This is a genomic window from Chryseobacterium sp. RU37D (assembly GCF_900156075.1).
In the GTDB taxonomy this organism is placed as follows: domain Bacteria; phylum Bacteroidota; class Bacteroidia; order Flavobacteriales; family Weeksellaceae; genus Chryseobacterium.
This window is the reverse complement of record NZ_FTMM01000002.1, coordinates 23,143-47,731: the sequence shown is the minus strand read 5'-3', so window position 1 is coordinate 47,731 and position 24,589 is coordinate 23,143. Positions and strand designations below refer to the sequence as shown.

Sequence of the window (24,589 nt, the reverse complement as noted above, 5' to 3'; positions counted from 1 at the left end):
ATTATGAAAAAATTGATTTTGGGTATGATTCTAGGTTCTGTCACAATATTAGTTTCGTGCGGACCGAAAAGTGTAGCCGTGACCGGGCCAAAATACACCTCATCTGAACAATTGGCTCAGGGAAAAACCATTTTCGAAAATTCGTGTAACAGATGCCATAAATTACCAGACCCTGCAAAACACGATAATAAAGGATGGATAAATACTCTTAGCAGAATGGCTCCAAAAGCCAAGTTGAGCGACGATCAACATCAAATGGTTTATGATTATCTAATATCTGTAAATAAAAAATAGGCTTCTTTTGAAGTCTATTTTTGTTTTGATTTCTTATTTTGCTTATTTATTTTAACGCAAAGATTTTTTGCCTTTTAGGTCGTTGATTTTTCGTTCGCAAGGGCTGAACTACGTTCGTAAACCTTCAGTTTATGCTCAGCAATAAATAACTTTCCTAAAAAAATCACAAGCAAAGCGGATTGACAATTCACAATTCACTACTTAAATTCATTTTAATATTATTCCTAAACCTGGTTTTTCGGAAAGAATAATCTTGCCGTTTTCTACAAAATTCCCTGAGGCATAATCGTTGGAAATAAGATTTGCTCCATCAAGATCGACGTAATCAACGAGACTTGTTAAGACGCAACCTGCGGAAATTCCGACGGTGGATTCTGTCATGCAGCCAACCATGATTTTGTAATTTAATTCCCTTGCTTTTTTTATCATTTCTAAAGCTGGAGTTAATCCGCCACATTTCATTAATTTGATATTGATGCTTTTGTAATAAGGAATTAATTCTTCCAATGAATCGATGTTCTGGCTATCCTCATCTGCCATCCAATTGGCAAAACCTTCTTTTTTTAAAACATGGTAATTACCAATAGGTCTTGGCTGTTCGAGATATGAGAATTTTTGAACCTCAACATTATTTTGAAGCCAAATACAATCTTCATTGGTAAAACTTGCGTTGGAATCTAAAGCGATATTTTGATTTAATTGTAATAATTTTTCGACATCATTTTTATTTAAACCTTTACATTTTACCTTGAATTTATTCCATTTGCTTTTGTTGATTCTTTCGATTTGATGATCGCTGTTTCCGACTGAAATAGTGATCGAGCTTTCAACTAAATTATTTGTTGGAAGCTGATTTAATTCAATAAAATTTTTGTTTTCTAGTTTTCCGAAAAGATCCCAATAAGCACAGTCCAATGCGGAAAGTAAAAACGGATGAAGATTTAAATTCAATAAAAATTTAAAAAAATCTTTTGGATGAATGATTTTCTGAGCTTCAATTTGAGCCTGAATATCTTTTAATTTTAAAACAAAATTTTGAAGATTGATTTGATAATAATCGATCGCGACACATTCTCCATAACCTTTCCAATTTTGATATGATAATTCTACGAGTAATGCTTCTCTTTTATCGTAATTCCCGTAAGCAATTGAAAATGTTTCTTTTAACTGAAGTCGTTTTAATTCAAACCTTAATTCCATTATTAAATTTACGAAAAAAAGGAAACCAAAATTGGCTTCCTTTTTATTTTTAGTTGATGCTGATTTATTTTATAATTAATTTTTCTGTCTGTATTTTTTCTCCTTGCTTTATATGAACCATATAAACACCTTTCTGCAGACCTTTTGTAGAAATTGCCTTTTTTGAAGTATTTTCTCTGGTATCAGTCAAAACGAGCTTACCCGACATATCGAATAATTTTATATTAACCTCTTCTTTAGACTTGTCTATATTTCCCACAAAGAATTCATCATAAGTAGGATTTGGGAAAACTACATATTTTGTATTTGATACTGCTGTTTCTTCAGTTGCTAAAACATTACATTCTGTTGGAATCGTAAAATCTTCTACCTGATCCGTGATTACTGTTTTAGAACCTGCCGAAGCATTTGCCCCTAAACCTCTCTTAGCAAAAGCCTTCCAGATCATACATTTGTCTTCTCCTGCATTTCCTACCAAATCTGCCTGAAGAATAGCATCTCTTCCATCAATAAATGTAGGGCTGCAGGCTTGTAGTTTCAAACCATTCATAACCATTTGCAAAATTCTTGCATTTCCGGAATTTGGGTTAGCTAATACATCATTATTATATCCATATTTTTCAACATATTTCCATGTGAGATCCCAAAGCATTGTTGCCCAAACAAATCCTATTGAATGAGAATCGGTCATAGAGTTTGTACTTCCGTATGTATAATTATTTACAGAAAAATCAGGAGAGTATTTTGCCGGTCTGATTCCCACTCCTGTTATCGCCTGACTGGCAGAATATGTAGCCATACCTCGTGCCAAAGATGATGTGCTTCCCGGTAAAGATGTAAGCATTAATGCAAAAAAATCTGACCAGCCTTCTCCCATTTGTTCAACAGAATTGGATGCTGAAAGGCAACTGTAACCTTGACCTGTCAGTCTGTTTGAAATACCGTGCCCATATTCATGAACAACAACTCCATTATCTAAACTGGAATGTCTGAAACCACTAAAATCTGTACTTAAAGTAGTATTAATAATAGTTCCCGCGGTAATTTGGCTTACAAGATATTCACCTTCTGTTTTACCAATCATAATCGTAGGAATTGTAATCGTGGCGTCTGTTCCACCCAACGTAATCGGAGTATCACTAGATGGGTGATATTGTATAACTCCTATCGCGCCTGCATTTTGCAGGTTTTTAGTTTTTACACTAAAATTACATCCGGCCGCATTTACAAGCCCAATCTTTCCCGTCATACTGCCTGCTGCTACCGTTGTACAAGCATTCGCAGGAGTTGCTATTGCCAAATTTCCTGTTACAGATTGTCCTTCAAACAATATTGGACCAAAGGTCGCGTTTGTCGCCATCACTTTTGGTCTGCTTGCGATATTTGATGGAGAATTGTAGGTATATCTTGAAATAGGATCTGCAGCCGTCTGCGCTCTGTCCCATAAATACATTTGCATTCTTGGAGCCAAAATATAGGTTGTTCCAGAGATTTCCGTTTCATATCCCGGACTGAAATTGGCGTTATTCAAACCACTTCCGTCAAAAGCTTCCGCATTTACGGCATCTCCTCCTATTCCTCCATTTCCAAAATTATTCGTTTGAAAATTTCTGGAGACTTCTGTAAACCCGAATTTATAAAAAGTATCATGAATTTTATTATTCAAATAAAACAAATTTGTAATAGCCGCATCTTTATGTGTGAAAGGATTGATATATCTACCTTCTGCATAGGGAAAGTCGAAATTGAGACCGGCTCCTCCGTTTGGCGAGTAACCCGGAGTATTTGTATTTCCCTGATCAGAATAAGCATAAACATTATTACCTCTTGTATTTGTATAGTTATTTATTCCGTCTGAATGCCATCCTTCCGGAGATGCTGTGATATCCCATGGATTATTTAAAACAGAACGTCCTCCAAAAGTAGGAGCTTCCGTTGGAAGGGCAAAAATATTATAAGATGCAGGAGAAGGTGTAAGTAAAAGAGAAGCGTTTAATCCCGAACTATTTTGAAGATTTTTTTTATTTTGAAATTCTGTATTTTCTGAATCAGTATTCTGAGAATCATGATTAAAATTACACTGAACAGTCAAATTGTCTTTGGAAAGAATTTCCCCCGAATTGGCATCAGCAATTACATGCCAAACATCAGAAGAATTTTTATCCGAGACAAAAAGTTCTTTTGATAATACATAAACATTATTTTTCTCAAAATACACATTAGGTAAATAATCAACCTTAGCGATGGCTTGTAAACCCAGATTTTGTTTCAGTGTTTCTTCGGAAAACTTATCTTTTGCAACTCCTTGATTGGCAATAGAAATTTCTCTTTTAAAATCATTCTTTTCGGAAATAATTTTATTATCTTTAATCAGTACTTTTCCCAAGGCGTTATACACACGAAGCCCATCATATGTCTGTTGAACATTTACAATATTCACGCCCAAACTTTTCGAAATATCTTCATTAAGAATGATAAATCCTAATTTACTATTAAAATTATTTTTCTGAGTAAGTTGTGCATTTTTCTGGTAATAATCCTGTATAATAGTTTTAGAGCTTTGTGCATTTACAGTTCCAAACGCAAATATTGTCGCTATCGAAAGCGGCACCAAAAATAATTTATGTTTCATTTTATATACTTTTGAAACAAATCTATATCTTTTTTTGCCATATTAACAACAAAAAAATATTATGTTAAACGAAAAAGAGCTATTTCGCTCCTTTTTTTTCTTCACAATTTTCTTTTTATGTATTTTTTCTTTTATAAATTTCTCTCTTTGCTTTTAAAAAAAAAACCACAATATGAGAATAACTGAATTTTTTTTTTTTATTTTTTTAAAGCACTCTTAATAATTAATCTTCTTTTTTTTCCAATAAAAAGTCATGCAGTACAAAATTTCGGCTTTATCAACAACCTTTAATTTTCAAAGCAAGAGCAATTATTTTTTCTGCTTCTTTATAATCTTCATTGCTTAGCAGACAATTGATATAATATTTTGGAATCGTAATATTATTAATATTGCTCTGCATTGCTTCATCAAAATAAGTCTTAGCTGTTTCATAATCTTTTAGAATTTCCGAATAAATTCTTCCCATCAGAGACAAAGACTTTCTGCATCTTCCGGATCGTAGGACAAAGCATAACTTAATGCTTCCAAACATTTCGGAAGACTGTATGGATAGTTATCCAAAGCCTCGAAGTAATATTTATTTTTAGTTAAGGTCATTTTTGTAGTTTTTTAATTCGTTTTTGAGTTGATTTCTCTGTTTTTTGAAAGATTTTTCTTGATAATTCTTTTTAAAATCTGTTCCCGAAAAAGTACGAATCGGATTTCCACGCTGAACATTTAGATGGTTGTTCCATGTTTCCTGCATTCTTTTTTGCAGCTGAATAATATTCTGTTCCAATACTTTTTCCTTTAATCTCGTAATCGATAGTTTCTTATTTTCCAATTGCGAACGAGAATCCTGTACGAAAACACTTTGCCCTGTCGGAATGTGCGTTGCACGAACGGCAGTATTCACTTTGTTCACATTTTGTCCGCCACTTCCCTGACTTCTTGTCGTCTGAAACTGAATATCTCTTTCATTAAAATTGATTTTCTCCAAGCCTTCCAGTTCGAAAATTCCGATAAACCAATTGCTTCTTTTATGCAGTTTTCGGAAAGTACTTTTTCCTGTCCAGCAAATGCTTCCTAACCAGTTTTTTAAAAAGTCATTTACATTTTTTGATTTTAAAAGAAGCGTTACGGATTTCAATGTCAGGTTTTCGTCACCATTTTCACGGTGGATTATTTCGTAGTCTATTTTATTATCTTTTGCTTCCTCAAGAAATACCTTCAGTACTTTGGCGACTACCCATTGGCATTCCAGAGGACCTCTTCCTGAGGTTATTTGAATTAATTTTTCCATTTTCTTTAAATATAACCTAACGGGTTTTGAAAACCTTTAGGTTTGTAATTATTTACTTATCCATTCTCACAATTCTCGGTTGAAAAGTTCCAAGAATATCTACTAACTCACTTTGTGCATTCATAACTTCATGGATGTCTTTGTAAGCCATTGGTGCTTCTTCCGTATTTCCGCCCATCAACGTGACATTCTTCAGTTTTAATTCTTTTTTAATATCATTTTGAGTGAAAAGACTTCTGCATTCTCCTCTCGAATGCGCTCTTCCTGCGCCATGAGAAGCCGAATTCAACGAATCCGGGTTTCCTTTTCCTCGAACAATGAAACCTTTTGCCGTCATCGATCCGGGAATCACTCCCAATTCATTTTCATTGGCCGGAGTTGCTCCTTTTCGGTGAACAATCACTTCTTTCCCGTTGTGAATTTCTTTCCATGCAAAGTTGTGATGGTTTTCGATTCTGGCTTTTACCCTTCCTCCGACTGCTTTCACCAATCTTCTGTGAATATCGTCATGACAAGCCGAAGCGTAATCTCCTGCCAAATTCATCGCTATCCAATATTCCAAGCCAAGATGTGTACTCAAATTCAGCCAGGCAAATTGTTGTGCTTCTCTTGGCAGCGGACATTGCTCTATAGCTACTCTTGAATAATATTGAGCGATTTCTGCTCCCAATCCACGAGAACCACTGTGTGAAAGGATTCCGAGGTATTTTCCTTTTGGAAGTCCGATTTGTTCATCTTCTTCTATAATTTCAACTTCTCCGAATTCTACAAAATGATTTCCACCACCGGAACTTCCCATTTGTTTGATGGCTTTTCCTTTTAATCTTCTCAAAATCGGAATCATATCAAATGTATCTCTGTCGAAAATCTCGTGATCGACGTGAGATTTGTGTGTTTCATACATTCCGAATTTTGTGTGTTCGGCAAGAGCTTTTTCATATTTATCTCTCGCTCCATCAAGATATGAAATAGGAGTATCCAAAATACTAAGCGACATTCTGCAACCTATATCCATGCCGACTCCGTAAGGAATTACTGCATTTTCTACAGCCAAAACTCCACCGATCGGAAGTCCGTAACCGCTGTGTGCATCGGGCATTAATGCTCCCTGCATTGAAATTGGAAGTTTCAATGCTGTGTACAATTGGTTTTTTGCTTCATCAGAAATATTATTTCCGAAAATCTGAAAAGACGCTCTGTTCGTATTGAGCATTCTTTTTTCTGTTCTCTTTGATGAAAGCAAAGCTTCCGCAATTTGTCCGAAGGTTAAATCTTTTTCAAATTGTTGCGGATTTTGCAAAATTTCCTTTAAAAGAGATTTCACATGATGAATATTTTTTGTTGCAAAATTTTTTTTCATGACTTCCAAAGCGATGTTGACACTCTGATTGTTTGGATAGCCTATTTTTAATATATCTTTTTCTTTAAGTTTTAAATTTCCCATTGTTGTCAGATTATAAGTTAATACATGCATAATGATAGACCTTTCTGCATCATTTATTTTTCCAACTAAATTTTTAGTTGATTTTTATTCAAACCTCATAGGTTTTTGAAACCCATGAGGTTTATGATTAACGGTTACCTTTTCCTAGCCCCGATTGCAACGACATCCTTTTTTGTTGCGGCCGCAGCGAAGCGGAGGCCGTAACAAAAAAGATATAGTGGAAAGCGGGAAATAGCTTCTAGAAACTATTTGAAAAAGCTCCAAAATTTTATAAAAAAGATTTCCGGGGAAACTGATATGAGTTTGAAATATTGCGCGATAAAAAACCCGAAATCTTAGCGACTTCGGGTTTTGATATTTCGTTATACTATTATTCTAAGAGTGTACCAAACCATGAAGCCTCGCCTTTCCAAAAGGCAATCCTACTGTTGAATGTAGATTGAATTTGAACATTGCTTCGTTGTTTTTTTAAGTGGTTAAACTTTATTTTCTGGCACAAAGATATAAATTTTTCTGAAATCCAAAATAAAATTTTAGCTTTTCAAAAATTTCTCCAAAATATCCACGGCACATTTTGGAAGATTCGTTCCGGGGCCGAAAATGAAATCTGCCCCGTTTGCATACAAAAATTCATAATCCTGCTGAGGAATTACTCCACCAACAACGATAGTAATATCGTCTGCACCAAGTTTTTTCAATTCTTCAACAACTTGGGGAACCAATGTTTTGTGACCTGCTGCCAATGACGAAACCCCCAAAATATGGATATCATTTTCAACGGCCTGTTTCGCAACTTCTTCCGGAGTCTGGAATAATGGCGCAACATCGACATCAAATCCCATATCTGCAAAGGCTGTTGCTACTACTTTCGCTCCTCTATCGTGTCCGTCCTGTCCCATTTTGGCAACCATTAATCTTGGGCGACGACCTTCTTCTTCCTCAAATTTCTGAGTCAGCTTCAGGGCTTTTTCAAAATATTCATTTTTTCCTGCATTCATGGCATATACACCGGAAATTGTTTTAATATTTGCTTTGTATCTTCCAAAGCTTTCTTCCATAGCATCACTCATTTCACCAAGGGTAACTCTTCTGCGGGCCGCTTCGATGCACAATGCCAGAAGGTTTCCTTTACCTGTTTTTGCAGACAGCCTGATTCCATCCAAAATTTCGCTTACTGCTGCGTTGTTTCTTTCTGCTTTTATTTTATTTAATCTTTCGATCTGCTTTCTGCGAACTTCCGTATTATCGATATCCAAGATCTCAATTTCTTCCTGTTTTAATTCAGATTTAAATGAGTTTACTCCGATTATAAACTCTTCACCACTATCGATCTTTGCCTGCTTTCTGGCTGCAGCTTCTTCAATTCTCATCTTTGGAATTCCGGCTTCGATGGCTTTTGTCATACCACCTTCTTGCTCCACCTCATCAATATATTTCATAGCTTCCTCAATCATTTGCTGAGTCAGAGATTCAATCAAATTACTTCCACCCATTGGGTCTACAACATCGCAAATTCCACTTTCTTGTTGAAGAATAATCTGAGTATTTCTTGCAATTTTTGCTGAATAATCCGTCGGAAGCGCAATCGCTTCATCCAACGCATTCGTGTGAAGAGACTGAGTTCCGCCCAAAGCTGAAGATAAAGCTTCTATTGTCGTTCTGGTAATATTATTAAATGGTTCTTGCTCCGTTAAAGACCAGCCAGAAGTTTGTGAATGGGTTCTTAATGCCAAAGATTTTGGATTTTGAGGATTGAATTGCTTTAATAATTCAGCCCAAATATATCTTGCTGCACGCATTTTTGCAATTTCCATGAAGTGATTCATCCCGATTGCCCAGAAAAAAGATAATCTTGGTGCGAAATCATCTACATTCATGCCTGCTTTTATTCCGGTCCTTACGTATTCTAAGCCATCAGCCAATGTGTAGGCCATTTCCAGAACGGGTGTAGCTCCGGCTTCCTGCATATGGTAACCCGAGATTGAAATAGAATTGAATTTCGGAATATTTTGAGAAGTATACTCAAAAATATCAGCAATGATTTTCATGGAAGGCGCAGGTGGATAAATGTAAGTATTTCTCACCATGAATTCCTTCAAAATATCATTCTGAATCGTTCCTGAAAGCAAATCCTGAGAAACGCCCTGTTCTTCTGCAGCAACAATATAGAAAGACAAAATAGGTAAAACCGCACCATTCATTGTCATGGAAACCGAAATCTGATCTAATGGAATTTCATTAAATAAAATTTTCATGTCCTCCACAGAATCAATTGCTACTCCGGCTTTTCCAACGTCTCCGACTACTCTTGCATGATCGGAATCATATCCCCTGTGTGTTGCCAAATCAAAGGCTACGGAAAGTCCTTTTTGTCCGGCAGCTAAATTTCTTCTGTAGAAGGCATTCGACTCTTCTGCTGTGGAAAAGCCTGCATACTGACGGATCGTCCAGGGTTTTTGAACATACATGGTGGAATAAGGTCCTCTTAAATAAGGCTCTATTCCCGGAGAAGTCTGTGTCAGCTCCTGATTTTTAACATCTTCGGCTTTGTAAGACGATTTTAACTGTAATCCATCTTTTTCAAATGGATAGATTTCTGTGTGCTTTTCGGTTATATTAAATTGAGGAGTTTTGTTCTGAACTTCCCGTCTCATACTTTCAGATTTATTGATGGCTAAAATTACACATTTTTGAAATAATAATTTTGTATGGATTTTATACCCATAGATTCTGCATATTTTCACAGATGATTGTGGAACTTGTATGTTTTTATTTAATAAGTTTTGGCTAAAGCCAATTGATTGTTTTAACTAAAAAAACGGGCTAAAGCCCGTTTCTATTGATGTGCATTTGTTTAGAATTGCTGAAAATTACTTTCCTAGAGCTTTGATTCCCATTTCGTAAAGCGCAAAAGAAAGGAGATCTGCATTTTCACTGATCACTTGTTCTGTAGATCTTCCCGCTCCGTGACCAGCATTTTTTTCGATTCTTAACAATACAGGATTATTGCAAGCTTGTTTTTCCTGCAATTCGGCCCCGAATTTGAAAGAATGCGCCGGAACTACCCTGTCGTCATGGTCACTTGTAATGATCATTGTGGAAGGGTAGCATTTTCCTGCCTTCACATTATGAACTGGGGAATAGGATTTTAAATATTGGAACATTTCTTTACTTTCTTCTGCTGTTCCGTAATCGTAGGCCCAGCCGGCTCCTGCCGTAAATTTGTTATACCTCAGCATATCCAGCACCCCAACTCCCGGAAAAGCAACTTTTGCAAGATCAGGACGCATCGTCATTGTAGCACCTACCAGCAATCCACCGTTTGACCTTCCGGAAAGAGCCATATAGTCTTTTGAAGTATAGCCTTTACTTTGTAAAAACTCTCCTGCAGCGATGAAATCTTCAAAAACATTTTTCTTTTTCTGTTTTGTCCCTGCATCATACCATTTTTTGCCATATTCGCCGCCTCCACGAATGTTGGGGACAGCATAAATGCCTCCATTTTCCATCCAGATGGCATTCACGACAGAAAAAGCAGGCTGAAGGCTAATATTAAACCCTCCATAAGAATATAAAATGGTCGGATTTTTACCGTTCAGCTTGGTTCCTTTTTTATAGTTGATCATCATTGGGATCCTTGTCCCGTCTTTAGAATTATAAAACACCTGCTCTGAAACATAATCTTCAGGATTAAACTTCACTTTCGGCTTTTGATAAATCTCTGACTTTCCCGAATCTGCATTAAACTTATAGGTGGTTCCGGGAGTGATGTAATTGGTGAAAGAAAAATACAATTCCTTTTCCTCTTCCTTGCCTCCAAAACCTGAAACATTGCCTTTTCCGGGAAGGATGATTTCACGGATGATTTTTCCGGTTTTATCGTATTGCTTTACCCTGTCAATCGCGTCAATCATATAGGTAGCAAAGAAGTATCCGCCACCGGTGGTGATTCCCAATACGTTTTCAGTCTCAGGAATCACATCCTTCCAGGTTTCCGGGGCAGGATTGCTTATGGTGGTTTTTACTAAACGTCCATTTGGAGCATTTTTATCGGTATAAATAAAAATATCGTCACCCTGTGTATCTACAATATTAGCATTGATTTCAAACCCTTGATTGATCTGAACAAAATCACCGCCTTTTTTCAAGTCTTTAATATATAATTCATTCCCGTTGGTAGCATTGGCAGCAGAAATAATCAAATATCTCTGGTCTTCTGAAACGCCTGCTCCCAGATATCTTCTCGGGTTTTTTTCTCCGCCAAAAATCAATTTATCTTCTGATTGTTTTGTGCCTAATTTATGAAAATAAACCTTGTGCTTATCGGTCATTCCGGAGAGCACTGTTCCTTCTTTCGGTTTGTCATAGCTTGAATAGTAGAAACCTTCATCACTCTGCCAGGCAATTCCGCTGAATTTTACATCATTCAGAGTATTATCAATCTGTTTTTTGGTAACAGCATCGATGATGATGATTTTATTCCAGTCGCTGCCGCCTTCTGAGATTGAATATGCGGCAAGATTTCCTTTTTTATTGAAAGACAACTGAGAAAGCGAGGTGGTTCCTTTTTCTGAAAACTTATTAGGATCTAGAAAAACTTCTGTTTCTTTGGTCTTATTGTTTGTCCTGTACAGTACAGATTGCGCCTGCAACCCATCGTTTTTGTAATAATAGGTATAATCCCCTTCCTTAAAAGGTGCAGAAATTTTTTCATAATTCCAGATATCGGTCAGCTGTTTTTTGATCTGATCTCTGAAAGGAATTCTTGAAAGATAGCTCTGGGTTTTTGCGACTTCTTCATCCACCCACTTTCTGGTAGCCTCCGAGTCATTTTCCAGATCTCTGTACGGATCCGGAACGGTAGTCCCGAAATATGCATCTGCCTGACTTCCTTTTTTTGCCTTTGGATAAATCATTTTCTGAGAATAAAAAGTTGCCGAGAACAATACTCCGGCCGTTAATAAGATTGGTCTTATTTTCATATCAAATTTGATTTTACCAAAAATAAGGAATCTGTTTTAAATAAAAAAAGCCGTATAAAGAACAGCTTTAGATTTAGTTGATATTTTTAAAATAGCATTAAGATTTTTCATGAGCATATATTTCATGTAATTTACTTTATCCTTTTTTAAAAATATATAGAATTTGTTTCCTGCGGAAATCGCAGATTCACGGAATCAATGATAAACTCTGTAGATCTTTACTATTGCCTTAAATGACAATAACCATAGCCCCCTTTTGTGTTGCGAAATGAAACAAAAGATATAGTGAAAGGCGGGAAATTGCTCTTAAAAAGTTTAAACAAGTTTATTATTTTTTGCTAAAAATAAAGCCTCCGGAAAACCAAAGACTTTTATATTTAATTTAATGTTGTTTATAAACTTTCTTCCTCGCCCTTCATTTTTTCGGCGTTTTCTGCCATGATTACAGCATCAATCATTTCAGAAATATCACCATTCATGTAGGCATCAAGATTATACATAGATTTGTTGATCCTGTGATCGGTAACTCTTCCCTGAGGATAATTGTAAGTTTTGATCTTCGCAGAACGGTCACCAGTAGAAACCATCGTTTTTCTCTGAGCCGCAATATCACCCTGAACTTCCTGGAGCTTAATATCGTACAGCTTTGCACGAAGCATTTCCATGGCCAGCTCACGGTTGGCCAACTGTGAACGTGCCTGCTGGCAGACAACTACCAATCCTGAAGGTTTGTGAGTCAGCTGAACTTTAGTTTCAACCTTGTTTACGTTCTGCCCACCGGCTCCACCTGAACGCGAGGTCTGCATTTCAATATCTGCCGGATTGATTTCTACGTCAACCTCCTCAGCTTCAGGAAGAACAGCCACTGTAATCGCCGAAGTATGAACTCTTCCCTGAGATTCGGTTTCAGGAACACGCTGCACGCGATGAACTCCGGATTCGAACTTCATGATACCGTAAACACCTTCTCCTTCCACCTTCATGATTAGTTCTTTGTAGCCTTTTGCAGCTTCATTAGAATCTGTAATCTCGTGTCTCCAGCCTTTCGTTTTGAAATACATGGAATACATTCTGTAAATATCTTCTACGAAAATCGCTGCTTCATCACCACCGGTTCCGGCACGAAGTTCCACGATAATGTTTTTATCATCCGCAGGATCTTTAGGAATTAATAATACTTTCAGCTCCTCTTCCAGTCCCGGAATTTTTTCCAATGCTTCGTTTTTTTCAATTTTTGCCAATTCCACAAAATCTTTGTCTGATCCGTCAGCAATGATTTCATCGGATTCTTCAATCGTATCTAAGGCTCCTTTATATTGATCATAGACTTTTACAATTTTTCCCAAATCGCTATATTCTTTGTTCAAAGAAGAATATTTTTTTTGGTCTGAAATAACATCAGGCTGTATAATAAGGTCTGCCACCTCATTATATCTCTGTTTTATAGCTTCTAATTTTGGAATTAATGATTTAGACATTATGAAAATTTTGTGGGTGCAAAGATACGGATTATTAATTCATTTTTAAAACTTATAGTTTGTCATTCTGAATGAAGCGAAAGCGTAGTGAAGAATCTCTTCTTTTATTTATGATGTCCTTTTGTCTTGAAACAAAAGAACGAAAAATTGCCTCCGTAAAATCGGCGAATGTTATTTCAAGACTTGGAATCTGAATGCTAAAAATTAAAATTTAATCCTAAAGTTCCCAAAACTCGCGCAAACTCAACATTTCTCCTCTGGTTCAAAATTGGTTTCGCGCTTCAAACAATGGGAATTTCTTAACAGGTTAATATTTAATTTTCTTAACGCTTCAGCTTCCCATGTCGATTTTAGGAATGTTAAACATGACATTTAAATCTTCGTAATCTACAAAATCAGTGAGATAACTTTTTATCAATTAAATACAAAACAATCCCCACAGCCACAATCCCTAACCCGATAATACTTTCTTTAGGATTATGAATCAGCGTGAAATACAAAATATACACGCTGAACAGCAGAAAAACTGTCGGAAAAACATAGAACAAATTAGATTTAAAAATTTTCCGGTGTTCTTTTTTAATGAAATAAGCCGTAGAAATCGCCAGACTTGCAAATAGCTGTAAAATGAATGAAGTATACACGAAAATCTCCTTAAAGCTTCCCGTCAGAATGATTAATGCCGCAATTACTGCATGAGCAAAAACAGCCCGTACCGGAATTCCCTTTTGATTAGCCACAGATAAAGATCTCCAAAGCCTGTTTTCTTTTGCAAAAGCCTGGGTAAGCCTTGATCCCACCCACAAATATCCGCTGATTGTTGCCACCAATTGTAATGCAATGAAAATATTCACCACCTTTCCAAATGTATGTCCCAGCATATTATTGGCGGCCTCACCCATAACATCTTCCTTTCCGGCTAATTGACCAACTGATGCATGTTTAAGCATAATAAAATTGACCAAAAGATAGCAAACTGTTACAAAAACGGTCCCGACAATCAATGATTTTGGAAGATTTTTTTGAACGTCTTTAATTTCTCCAGCAATGTATGAAGCAGAATTCCAGCCTGTATATGAATACGTTACAAAAACCAGGGACGTTGCAAATGCCGGAAGCATAATCTCATTCTGCCATGAATTGTCAAATTGTAAGCTATTTTTAATAGTTTCAGATTCTGACAGACCTACCCCGAGGATAATTAAAATGATAATAAAAGCGATCTTAATAAAAGTAAAAAAGTTATGAAAACGGCTCGAAGCTTTTAAACTAAATGATAGAAATAATGCAACGAGAAAAATCACTCCAATAGCAAAGCCGTTTCCAAAAGAAAAATCAAAAGCGGAAAGATATTTCGACATAGCCAGTGCCGCTAATGCAACAGGCGAAGAAAACCCAATAATCAGGGAAATCCAGCTTACCAAGTATCCTAAAATCGGATGATAAGTCTCTTTAAGGTAAATAAAATCTCCTCCGTTTCCTTTGAAATGCACTCCCAATTCTGCATAGCAAAATGCCCCGAATAGCGCAAGAATTCCGCCTATTATCCAAAGAAGAAATATGCTGTACGTATTCGTAATATCTGTAAGCTGGAAACCCAAAGTCGTAAAAATCCCCGTCCCGATCATATTCGAAACGACAATGGCAACGGCGGTTTTCCAGCCGATATGGTGTGAAGAATTTTCCATTTAATTAAAATGTAAAATTAAGCCTTCCAAAGAAATAATTGCCCAAAGTTCCCATCTGGACAGGAGCATATTTGAAAACTCCAAAATAAGAATTTTCGTAAATCTGCAGATCCGGGAAAACATCAAAAACATTGTTGGCTCCTACAGTAAGGTTAATATTTTTCGTGAAATTATAGCCGACACTTACGTCTGTCACTACTTTTGGAGTAAATTCCTGAACACCGCCGAAAGGATATCCGTCTCTGATTACTTTCCCGAAATAAGTATTTCGAACCAGAAAATTAAGCTTACCAATACCATAGTTTAAGCCCAAAGTAGCTTTTGTTTTTGGCGATAAAGTTTCTATAATGTTGATCTGATCTGGCCCGAAAAATTCGTTTTGCGGAGTTTGCAGATTGGCAGGAAAATGAAAATCTGTGATTTTTGTTTCAGTGTAATTTCCTGCAAGATTGATGTTTAAATTTCCGCCTCCTAATTTCCAGTCGTAAGAAACGACCAAATCTACGCCTTTTGTTTCTGTATCGATGGCGTTGGCGAAAAATCTTCCGCTTTCAACGCCGTATGCTGCCAGTCTGGAATCTGTAATATTACTTGTAATGACAATTCTGTCTTTTACTTTAATTAAATACCCATCCAAAGTAATGAAAAGACCTCTTGCCGGTTTTAAAGTAAATCCGACACTTCCATTCACAGAAGTTTCCTGTTTTAATTTATCAAAATTTAAAATTCTTGCCGCCTCACTGTCATTGTTAAAAATTCCTTTTGTGACAATTGAATTTCCAGATGTTGAAATATCTGCATAAGAATTATTAAAATACTGCTGTTGAAGCGAAGGAGCCCTAAAGCCTGTCCCTACCGCAGCGCGAATCGCATAATTTTTCACAAATTCATATCTTACAGCTAATTTTCCATTTAAAGTGCTACCGAAATCTGAATAATTTTCAAACCTTCCGGCAAGGTCGATATTTAATTTTTTATCTAAATCATAAGAAACATCTGCATAAACGGCTGTTGAATTTCTTGATTTTCTTAAAGCATTATCCGGTGAAAAACCAATGAAAGACTGTGATCCTCCAGCCCCAACTACCGGAACAGAAGAACCGGGAACAGCTATATTTCCGTTAATATCATATCTGGCATATGAAGCTTCGTCACCGGCTTTGATGTCATACTGCTCAAACCTGAATTCTCCACCAAAAGCAATATTAAAGTTGCTGATATTTTTTGAAACATCAAGATTTATAGTGTTTTGAAGAAAACTGTGTGCTCCCGCATAGAAGCTTGTTGGAGATTTTGCTCCTAATGAAGCATTTACCGTATTGCTCACATCATAATTGAAAGTGTTGCTCCCGAAAGTATTGCTTAGATCAAAAAACCAGTTATTTACATTATATTTTGCTCCAAGAGCGTAAGAAATATCATATACTTTTGATCCCAAAACCGGCTGAAAACCGTTGGGAAAAATGGAATATACATTGTTTGAAGTTTCGCTCGGAAGCCTTCTGAAACCAAAGCCTTCTCCTTCTTTTATGCTGAAACCTCCGAAAGAATAGAGTTTAAAATTTTCATTAAAAGGATATTCTGAATTAAAAAATAATTGAGCTTGTCTGATCTGCGCATCTCCAATCTGAAAGTTAAAAGCATCCCTTGTTAAACCTTTTTCCACAAGAATCTGGTCATCTGTTTTAATAGGATCCCCAAATATATCAAGATCATGATTCTGTGTTCTTGTTGTTTTTCCTTTATGACTCAGCTGTAATGAAAGATTGATGTAGCCGTCTTTTTTTCCTAAAGAAGCTCCGTAATTAGCCGCTGCCTGATAGGTTTCTCCATCATTTCTTCCGGAAATTCCGTAATTAAGGCTGGCTGAACCTCCGATATTTTTTTTAAGAATAATATTGATCACTCCTGCGATGGCATCAGAGCCGTATTGCGCTGCCGCTCCATCCCTTAGAACCTCGATACGGTCTATAGCTATCACCGGGATTGTCCCCAAATCTGTTCCTACAGAACCATTTCCGATTGTATTTTGATAATTGACCAATGATGTTGTGTGTCTTCTTTTACCATTCACCAAAACCAAGACCTGATCTGGTCCCATTCCTCTTAATGAAACAGGGTCAATATGTTCTGTCCCATCTGAGGCGGACTGTTTTACAGAGTTGAATGAAGGAATAACATAATTCAACAAGTCCTGAACGGTAATCTGTGGTGAAGCCTGCTGAATTTTCTCGATATTGATGACATCTACCGGAACCGGGGTTTCTAATTTAGTCCGTTTTGTATTGCGGTTTCCTACGATGACAACATCCTCAATCTGTTGTTCTTTTTCCTGAGCTGATACAAAAACCGCTCCAAGCAATAGTATAGAAATGCTTAGTTTCTTCATCTTTTGTTTTTTGCAAAATTAATAATAAATCCGAATGGATAAAATCCATCAATGCAAGACTTCAAGAAAAATGGAATAACAGCATGACTATCTACTTTTATCTTCCCCCAAATGGGTTGGAATTAGCACCTTTGCACAGAGAATGTGTTGGTTGCTAAGGTTTCTCAGGGCCAAATCCCTCCACCTTTCTTGATAAATCTACTGCAAAAGTAGACTATTATTTTTTATCTGGCAAAATTTTAGAATTTGAAATGAAGAAGAGAGGCTTGTTACCTCTCTTTTTCGCTTTATTGATACCCCTATGGAAGGGGAATTTGTGGCTGTTAAATGTATGTTATATTCTTTTTTTATTGAATAATCATTTTTTGAATGGCAATTCCTGATTCAGATTTTAGGTGAACCAGATAGGTTCCTGGTGGATAATTTGCTTTTAAATCATAGGTTCCGTCTTCATTTTTTAACCTGAATGAATCCATTTTTTTGCCGCTCATATCGTAAATTTCGATGGAAGCGTTTTTGGCTTTATGATAAATTAATTTCGTTGAGCCATTTTTTACTGGGTTATCTGCAATCTGAAGAGATAATTTGCTGGCAGCATTTTCATCAATTGCCGATAAGCTTCCCACATAATTCCCAAAAATTCTGAATTCGCCCGGCTGAAGCGTAATGGGAGCTGTAGTAGACGTTATATTAGACACAGAATTATCCATTAAATTCTGCCATTCTCCTACATAAGGAAAATACGGAACAACATTTTGAGATGCTGTAGTATAATTGGCTAATACGACAATGTTTTTCACACCGTTAGTTAAAGTATTATCATAGACGTAAATCCTTGTAATCAATCCATTAGGATCATTTTCCAGATTGTTTGACTCTACGCTGTATGTTCTTGATTTGAAAACAGGATAAGAATTTCTGATACTTATAATTTTTGCCCAGGTATCATAAACTGCCTTTCTGTTGGCATTTGTATCATATCCTAAAGTGAAGGCAATAGGCTTTTCATCTGTTCTGCATCCGCTGTTGATGGATCCGTCCGCACATCGGTTGATACTGAATTCATATCCTAATTCCCCAAATTGCCAGATCATTTTTGGGCCAGGAATAGTGAAGAATGTAGCTCCGAAAGTTTTCATACGGTCTAAAGCTGTATTCAGATTTTTCACATCATAGCTTCCGTTAACCGCTCCGTAAGCAAGATTTTTAAACATTAATCTTTCTTCATCATGGCTTTCTCCATAACTCATTGCACGCATTTCTGAAAAACCATGAAGCGAGTGATTCATTCTATCGAAATTACTGTTTTCTTTATAGCCCATTGTGTTTTGGTTATAAGCATCATTCTGTTTATTCCAAAGCATTACACCTTTACCTTCTGCAACTCTGTAATTTGCCCATTGTTGTTCTTCCTGATCGGTTCCCAGATGTTCAAAAATCATATAAGAATTAGGATCAATCGCCCATTGTCTGTCGGCATAGTATTTCATAATGTCTACCCTGTCTTGCTGATAAGCGTTAGTGCAGGTTTCATCACTTTCGGAGCAACTCTGGGTAAAGCCTTTTGTAAGATCCCAACGGAAACCATCAATTTTATATTCCGTTAGCCATTGCTGCAGGCATCTTTCAACGTAATATTTAGTTGAAGGGCTTGTATGGTTGAAATCATTGAATACATTATAGGAATGTTTCGGAACCTGATTAAAATAGGGATTGTTGGCAGCAATGTCACCATAGCCGTCACCATCAGGATCTATATTCCAAAGCCTTGCCAGTGGTGAACGGCCTGTAGCATGGTTAAAGGCAATGTCCAAAATCACCGCAATCCCGTTCTGATGGCAAAGATCAACAAATTCTTTGAATTTTTCCGGTGTACCGTACGCTTTATCTAAGGCATAGTGAAACGATGTATTGTACCCCCAGGAAAGATTCCCTTCAAATTCCATAATCGGAAGAAGCTCAATAGCATTGATATTTAAGCCCTTTAAATAATTAATTTTATTAATTAATGACTGCCAGTTTTTCTCCTGTGTGAAATCTCTTAGCAGTACTTCATATACCACAAGATTTTCTTTCGTCGGCCTTGCGAAATTGGTCACCTGCCAATTGTAGGGAGTCTGGCCTGTTTTAAATGTTGAAACTTCAAAGCCCTGTCCTGCCGGAAATGAAGGCAAGTTAGGATAAGTGGAAGGTGAAATCCACTGGTCATCATAAGAAGATAAAATCTGTGGAGAATAAGGATCTGCTACTTTTCTCAGGTCGTTTGTTCTGTATTGGAAAGTGTATAATTGCTGTGGTGTCAAACCGCTCAGTTCTATCCAGTATAAATCCGGGTTTGTGGTATCCCTTTTCATTAAATAAGCATCATTCACCGTCCAGTTATTGAAACTTCCAATGACATGAACGAAATTTTTAGCTGGAGCATACAAAGCCAGGCCTACTTTTGTATTATCAGTTGGATGATAATTGATTCCCTGTCTGATCCAGCCAGGAATAGCTTCAGAAATTACATTTCTAGGAACCTGCAGCATGAAAGTTGCATTTTTTGTATTTGAATTGGCATCCGTTGCTATCAACTCCATATTCTCATCTTCCGTCACCGTATAATTATAAGAATAAGATTGTGAAGGTATTGAAGTAGAGTTCACAACCGTTCCATTGGCCTTTAACTGAAAAGTAGCATTTACATTCGTTGACGCAGTAATATTGATTGAATTTCCTGCTGGAACAGATGTCAAACTGTTTGCCGCAGGATTGGTCATATTTAAATTTAAAACTCCAACATTAACAAAAATATCCGGTGAAGTTTGATGAGCTCCTGTTTTATCTTTTAATAAAAATCCAAATCTACCGATCCCCGTTCTTCCATAAAAAGTAGTTGGGGTAAACGATAAAGAATATGTATCTGTCGTAGAATTGTAATCTAGTTTATTCAATTCATTGGAATTGTTCCAGCCCCCGTTGGTAGGACAATCTTGGCTGTTCTGGTAATTTGTGTCCAATGACCATGACCAGATATAAATTGCATTATTCACTACTCCCCACCCAGTTTCATCAATTTGATTTCCGGGTATCGTCAGAGTAATCGCATCTGTTTCATTAAAAGGATTTGGAGTAACGGTATAGCTGATTTGACCAAAAACCACGGCCATAACAAACAGCATAATACCGGAATAAAATTTCTTCATAAAGTTTCTTTTTTAGTTAGTATGATACGAATGTAAATTATTTTCTGGAATTATTTATATTTAATTGAAAAAATGATTTTTTTTAACACCTTGACAAACTATGCATTGACTAGATTTTTTTTAATTTTTAATTATATTAAACCTGATTTCGAATGAGTTTGTCAATTTGGCCTAATTTTAACGGTTTTTACAAACACATTACAACAAAAAAACCACTTAAAAAATAAGTGGTTTAATATATGTTGTTTTGCTTTGATATTGCTTTCTCAGAATTCAGGTGAGAAAACAATGACAATCAATTAATGATGTCCGTGTCCGTGATCATCGTGTAAGAAAGGCCCGTTACCTTTAGGCTCGTTGAAGATTACTTCTACGCCTTCCTGCTCATAAATATTCTTTCTTCTGATATCTTCAGGATCAAAAGGTTTAACTTTTCCGAAATATTCTTTTAATCCTTCTGTCAACCACATTGGAATTACTAATCCGAAGAACATAAAGATACACCAGAAACCTACTAGGAACATAGTAAAGAAAAATATTGTCCAAAGGAACTGGTAAAACGGCCAAAATGCTGATAAAATAGTTATCATTTTTCTTAAAGATTTTAGGCAAAAGTAGGACTTTTTTGTTTTTTAAACAAATAGTAAATGTCCTATTTTGAAATTTGTTTTGATTTTAAATTAATTTAATGTGCAAGATCTGCAAAGAAATCATTCCCTTTATCATCCGTAATGATAAATGCCGGAAAATCTTTTACTTCGATTTTTCTTACCGCTTCCATTCCTAATTCAGGGAAATCCACTACCTCAACAGACAAAATGTTGTCTTTTGCTAAAATCGCAGCCGGCCCGCCAATAGAACCTAAATAGAAGCCTCCGTATTTATTGCAGGCATTAGTCACGTCTTTTGTTCTGTTTCCTTTTGCAAGCATAATCATGCTTCCGCCGTGGCTTTGGAATTCGTCTACATAAACATCCATTCTTCCCGCCGTTGTGGGTCCGAAACTTCCTGAAGCCATTCCTTCCGGCGTCTTTGCAGGTCCTGCGTAATAGATCGGGTGATTTTTGAAATATTCAGGCATAGATTGTCCGGCATCCAATAATTCTTTGATCTTTGCGTGAGCGATATCTCTTGCTACGATTAATGTTCCGTTTAATTTTAATCTTGTTTTAATTGGATATTTTGAAAGTTCTGCTAAAATTTCAGGCATTGGCTGATTCAAATTAATTTCAACTGCTTCTTCCAAATGTGGAGGAGTATCCGGTAAAAATCTTTTAGGATTCTGTTCCAATTGCTCTAAGAAAATACCTTCTTGGGTAATTTTTCCTTTGATATTTCTGTCTGCCGAACAAGAAACTCCCATTCCCACAGGGCATGAAGCCGCGTGACGAGGAAGTCTGATTACTCGAACATCATGTGTTAAATATTTCCCGCCAAACTGAGCCCCAATCTCACTTTCCTGACAGATTTTCTGAACTTTTGCTTCCCATTCCAAATCTCTGAAAGCCTGTCCGGCTTCATTTCCTTCTGTCGGAAGATTGTCGTAATATTTTGCAGAAGCCTTTTTCACAGCCGCTAAATTCGCTTCAGCAGAGGTTCCACCTATTACTAAAGCCAAGTGATAAGGTGGGCAAGCAGCCGTTCCCAAATCTGAAATTCTTTCTTTTACGAAAGCTTCCAAAGATTTTTCGTTGAGTAAAGATTTTGTCTTTTGGTAAAGAAAAGTTTTATTTGCTGATCCTCCTCCTTTTGTTAAGAATAAAAATTCATAATAATCTCCTTTTTTAGCATAAATATCAATTTGCGCCGGAAGATTTGAGCCAGAATTTTTCTCTTCAAACATCGTTAAAGGTACCACCTGAGAATATCTTAAATTTCTTTTTTGATAGGTGTTGTAAATTCCTTTGCTTAAATACTCGCCATCATCAACGCCTGTATAAACGTTTTCTCCTTTTTTACCCATTACAATCGCCGTCCCGGTATCCTGACAAGAAGGCAAAGCTCCTTCTACAGCAACAGCAGCATTTTGTAGTAAATTATAGGCAACGAATCTATCGTTATCTGTAGCTTCAGGATCATCGATAATTCTTCTAAGACTCTCTAAATGTGAAGAACGAAGCATAAAAGAAACATCTGCCATGGCTTCTTCAGCAAGAAGTTCAAGACCTTTCGGATCTACAGTTAAAATTTCTCTGTCTCCCAGTTTTTCAACTTTCACATAATCTGAGGTAAGCTTCTTATATACCGTATCATCTTTCTGAATCGGATACGGATCCTGATATCTAAATTCCATTTCAATTTTTTATTCCTGCAAAAATACGGCTTACACAAAAAAACATGAGTAAAATCAGCGACTTAGATTGATATTTATAATGATTATAAATTGCGAGAGTTTTTATTTCTCATTAACTTTATAGGAACATATTTTTAACCACAAAAGGCACAAAAGTTTTTAGCACTTTAGTTATTTTAAGCTTAATAAATACTGCTTTAGAAGAACACATTAGTTTTTGAAAATCTTTGATTTTCAATTTTGTGGACTTTTGAAATTCTTTTAAAAATTAAATAAATCTTTTGTGCCTTTTGTGGTTAAATCAAAACAAATTTCAATCACAATGAATTACAGAATAGAAAAAGACACCATGGGTGAAGTGCAGGTTCCTGCGGACAAGTTTTGGGGCGCACAGACAGAACGTTCAAGAAACAATTTCAAAATCGGCCCGGAAGGCTCTATGCCACACGAGATTATTGAAGCTTTTGCTTATTTGAAAAAAGCAGCTGCGTTTACCAATACAGATTTAGGCGTTCTTTCAACAGAAAAAAGAGATTTAATTGCAAATGTTTGCGATGAAATCCTGGAAGGAAAACTCAACGATCAATTTCCTTTGGTTATCTGGCAAACCGGCTCTGGAACACAATCAAACATGAACGTAAATGAAGTTATTTCCAATAAAGCTCATGTCAACAACGGTGGAAATTTGGGTGAGAAATCTGAAATTCACGCCAATGATGACGTGAATAAATCCCAATCTTCTAACGACACTTATCCAACAGCAATGCACATTGCCGCCTACAAAAAGGTCGTTGAAACGACAATTCCTGCGGTTGAAAAATTAAGAGATACTTTATCACAAAAATCAGAAGCATTTAAAGATATTGTTAAAATCGGGAGAACCCATTTGATGGATGCTACTCCACTGACTTTGGGACAGGAATTTTCAGGCTATGTCGCTCAACTGAACTTCGGAATCAAAGCACTGAAGAATACTTTACCTCATCTTTCTGAGCTTGCTTTAGGAGGAACAGCGGTTGGCACAGGCTTGAACACCCCTCAAGGTTACGATATAAAAGTGGCAGAATACATTGCCAAATTCACGAATCTTCCTTTTGTAACCGCAGAAAATAAATTTGAAGCATTAGCTGCTCATGATGCCATCGTAGAATCCCACGGAGCTTTAAAACAACTGGCTGTTTCTCTATATAAAATTGCGCAGGATATAAGATTGCTGGCTTCGGGACCACGTTCAGGCATCGGGGAAATCCATATTCCTGAGAATGAACCGGGTTCTTCTATCATGCCAGGAAAAGTAAATCCTACGCAAAATGAAGCGATGACGATGGTTTGCGCTCAGGTTTTGGGAAATGATACCACAATTTCCTTTGCCGGAACTCAGGGAAATTATGAACTGAATGTTTTCAAACCTGTGATGGCTTACAATTTCCTGCAATCTGCACAGTTGATTGCAGATGCATGTATTTCATTTAATGATCATTGCGCGGTTGGAATTGAACCGAATCATGAAAGAATTAAAGAACTGGTTGATAAGTCTTTAATGCTGGTAACGGCTCTAAATACACATATCGGGTATGAAAATGCCGCAAAAATTGCCAAAACCGCCCACAAAAACGGAACAACACTAAAAGAAGAAGCTGTAAACCTTGGCCTTTTAACTCCGGAGCAATTTGATGAATGGGTAAAGCCGGAAGATATGGTGGAAAGTTTAAAATAAAT

At 36.5% G+C, this 24,589-nt stretch carries 16 protein-coding genes and 1 riboswitch; of the genes, 2 read left to right on the top strand and 14 right to left on the bottom strand.

Annotated features, from left to right (window positions below; translation table 11 throughout):
* The first annotated feature begins 3 nt into the window (after nucleotides 1-3).
* Nucleotides 4-294 carry a cytochrome C gene (locus BW926_RS01135; protein WP_076443561.1) on the top strand — a complete coding sequence of 97 codons (291 nt, stop codon included), beginning with the start codon at nucleotides 4-6 and terminating at the stop codon, nucleotides 292-294.
* Nucleotides 295-501: 207 nt separating this feature from the next.
* On the opposite strand, the gene BW926_RS01130 is transcribed toward BW926_RS01135, so the two are convergent.
* The 14 genes from BW926_RS01130 to BW926_RS01070 form a co-directional block, all read right to left on the bottom strand.
* Complete coding sequence (locus BW926_RS01130; RefSeq protein ID WP_076443560.1) at nucleotides 502-1,494, bottom strand: enolase C-terminal domain-like protein; 993 nt, start codon at nucleotides 1,492-1,494, stop codon at nucleotides 502-504.
* A gap of 64 nt (nucleotides 1,495-1,558) precedes the next feature.
* Entirely contained in the window at nucleotides 1,559-4,126 is a 2,568-nt protein-coding gene (locus BW926_RS01125; protein ID WP_076443559.1) for a T9SS-dependent M36 family metallopeptidase, read from the bottom strand.
* A gap of 277 nt (nucleotides 4,127-4,403) precedes the next feature.
* Nucleotides 4,404-4,592: a tetratricopeptide repeat protein gene (locus BW926_RS14485; RefSeq protein ID WP_228403368.1), complete on the bottom strand. Its 189-nt coding sequence runs from the start codon at nucleotides 4,590-4,592 to the stop codon at nucleotides 4,404-4,406.
* Complete coding sequence (locus BW926_RS14600; RefSeq protein WP_262484477.1) at nucleotides 4,592-4,723, bottom strand: hypothetical protein; 132 nt, start codon at nucleotides 4,721-4,723, stop codon at nucleotides 4,592-4,594. The genes BW926_RS14485 and BW926_RS14600 overlap by 1 nt, the downstream gene beginning before the upstream one ends.
* Nucleotides 4,710-5,408 carry a peptide chain release factor H gene (prfH, locus tag BW926_RS01115; RefSeq protein WP_076443558.1) on the bottom strand — a complete coding sequence of 233 codons (699 nt, stop codon included), beginning with the start codon at nucleotides 5,406-5,408 and terminating at the stop codon, nucleotides 4,710-4,712. Before prfH ends, BW926_RS14600 begins: the two co-directional genes overlap by 14 nt.
* Before the next feature lie 52 nt (nucleotides 5,409-5,460).
* Entirely contained in the window at nucleotides 5,461-6,852 is a 1,392-nt protein-coding gene (locus BW926_RS01110; RefSeq protein WP_076443680.1) for an RtcB family protein, read from the bottom strand.
* 533 nt (nucleotides 6,853-7,385) lie between these two features.
* On the bottom strand, nucleotides 7,386-9,506 hold the full coding sequence (scpA, locus tag BW926_RS01105) for a methylmalonyl-CoA mutase (RefSeq protein ID WP_076443557.1): 2,121 nt from the start codon (nucleotides 9,504-9,506) through the stop codon (nucleotides 7,386-7,388).
* A gap of 216 nt (nucleotides 9,507-9,722) precedes the next feature.
* Nucleotides 9,723-11,768 (bottom strand): prolyl oligopeptidase family serine peptidase, encoded by a 2,046-nt coding sequence (locus BW926_RS01100; RefSeq protein ID WP_410493237.1) that lies wholly within the window; start codon nucleotides 11,766-11,768, stop codon nucleotides 9,723-9,725.
* A 458-nt stretch (nucleotides 11,769-12,226) separates the two neighbouring features.
* Nucleotides 12,227-13,312: a peptide chain release factor 1 gene (gene prfA, locus BW926_RS01095; RefSeq protein ID WP_076443555.1), complete on the bottom strand. Its 1,086-nt coding sequence runs from the start codon at nucleotides 13,310-13,312 to the stop codon at nucleotides 12,227-12,229.
* Nucleotides 13,313-13,707: 395 nt separating this feature from the next.
* Entirely contained in the window at nucleotides 13,708-15,000 is a 1,293-nt protein-coding gene (locus tag BW926_RS01090) for an APC family permease (RefSeq protein WP_076443554.1), read from the bottom strand.
* A gap of 4 nt (nucleotides 15,001-15,004) precedes the next feature.
* On the bottom strand, nucleotides 15,005-17,389 hold the full coding sequence (locus tag BW926_RS01085; protein ID WP_076443553.1) for a TonB-dependent receptor plug domain-containing protein: 2,385 nt from the start codon (nucleotides 17,387-17,389) through the stop codon (nucleotides 15,005-15,007).
* A gap of 94 nt (nucleotides 17,390-17,483) precedes the next feature.
* Nucleotides 17,484-17,588, bottom strand: a riboswitch (SAM riboswitch).
* A 148-nt stretch (nucleotides 17,589-17,736) separates the two neighbouring features.
* The gene (locus BW926_RS01080; RefSeq protein WP_076443552.1) at nucleotides 17,737-20,577 is read right to left on the bottom strand and encodes an alpha-amylase family glycosyl hydrolase; all 2,841 of its coding nucleotides are present in this window, start codon (nucleotides 20,575-20,577) and stop codon (nucleotides 17,737-17,739) included.
* Nucleotides 20,578-20,876: 299 nt separating this feature from the next.
* On the bottom strand, nucleotides 20,877-21,167 hold the full coding sequence (locus BW926_RS01075) for a hypothetical protein (RefSeq protein WP_179077968.1): 291 nt from the start codon (nucleotides 21,165-21,167) through the stop codon (nucleotides 20,877-20,879).
* A gap of 95 nt (nucleotides 21,168-21,262) precedes the next feature.
* The gene (locus BW926_RS01070) at nucleotides 21,263-22,870 is read right to left on the bottom strand and encodes a fumarate hydratase (protein WP_076443551.1); all 1,608 of its coding nucleotides are present in this window, start codon (nucleotides 22,868-22,870) and stop codon (nucleotides 21,263-21,265) included.
* 322 nt (nucleotides 22,871-23,192) lie between these two features.
* On the opposite strand from BW926_RS01070, the gene fumC reads away from it, so the two are divergent.
* Entirely contained in the window at nucleotides 23,193-24,587 is a 1,395-nt protein-coding gene (fumC, locus tag BW926_RS01065; protein ID WP_076443550.1) for a class II fumarate hydratase, read from the top strand.
* The last annotated feature ends 2 nt before the right edge of the window (nucleotides 24,588-24,589 follow it).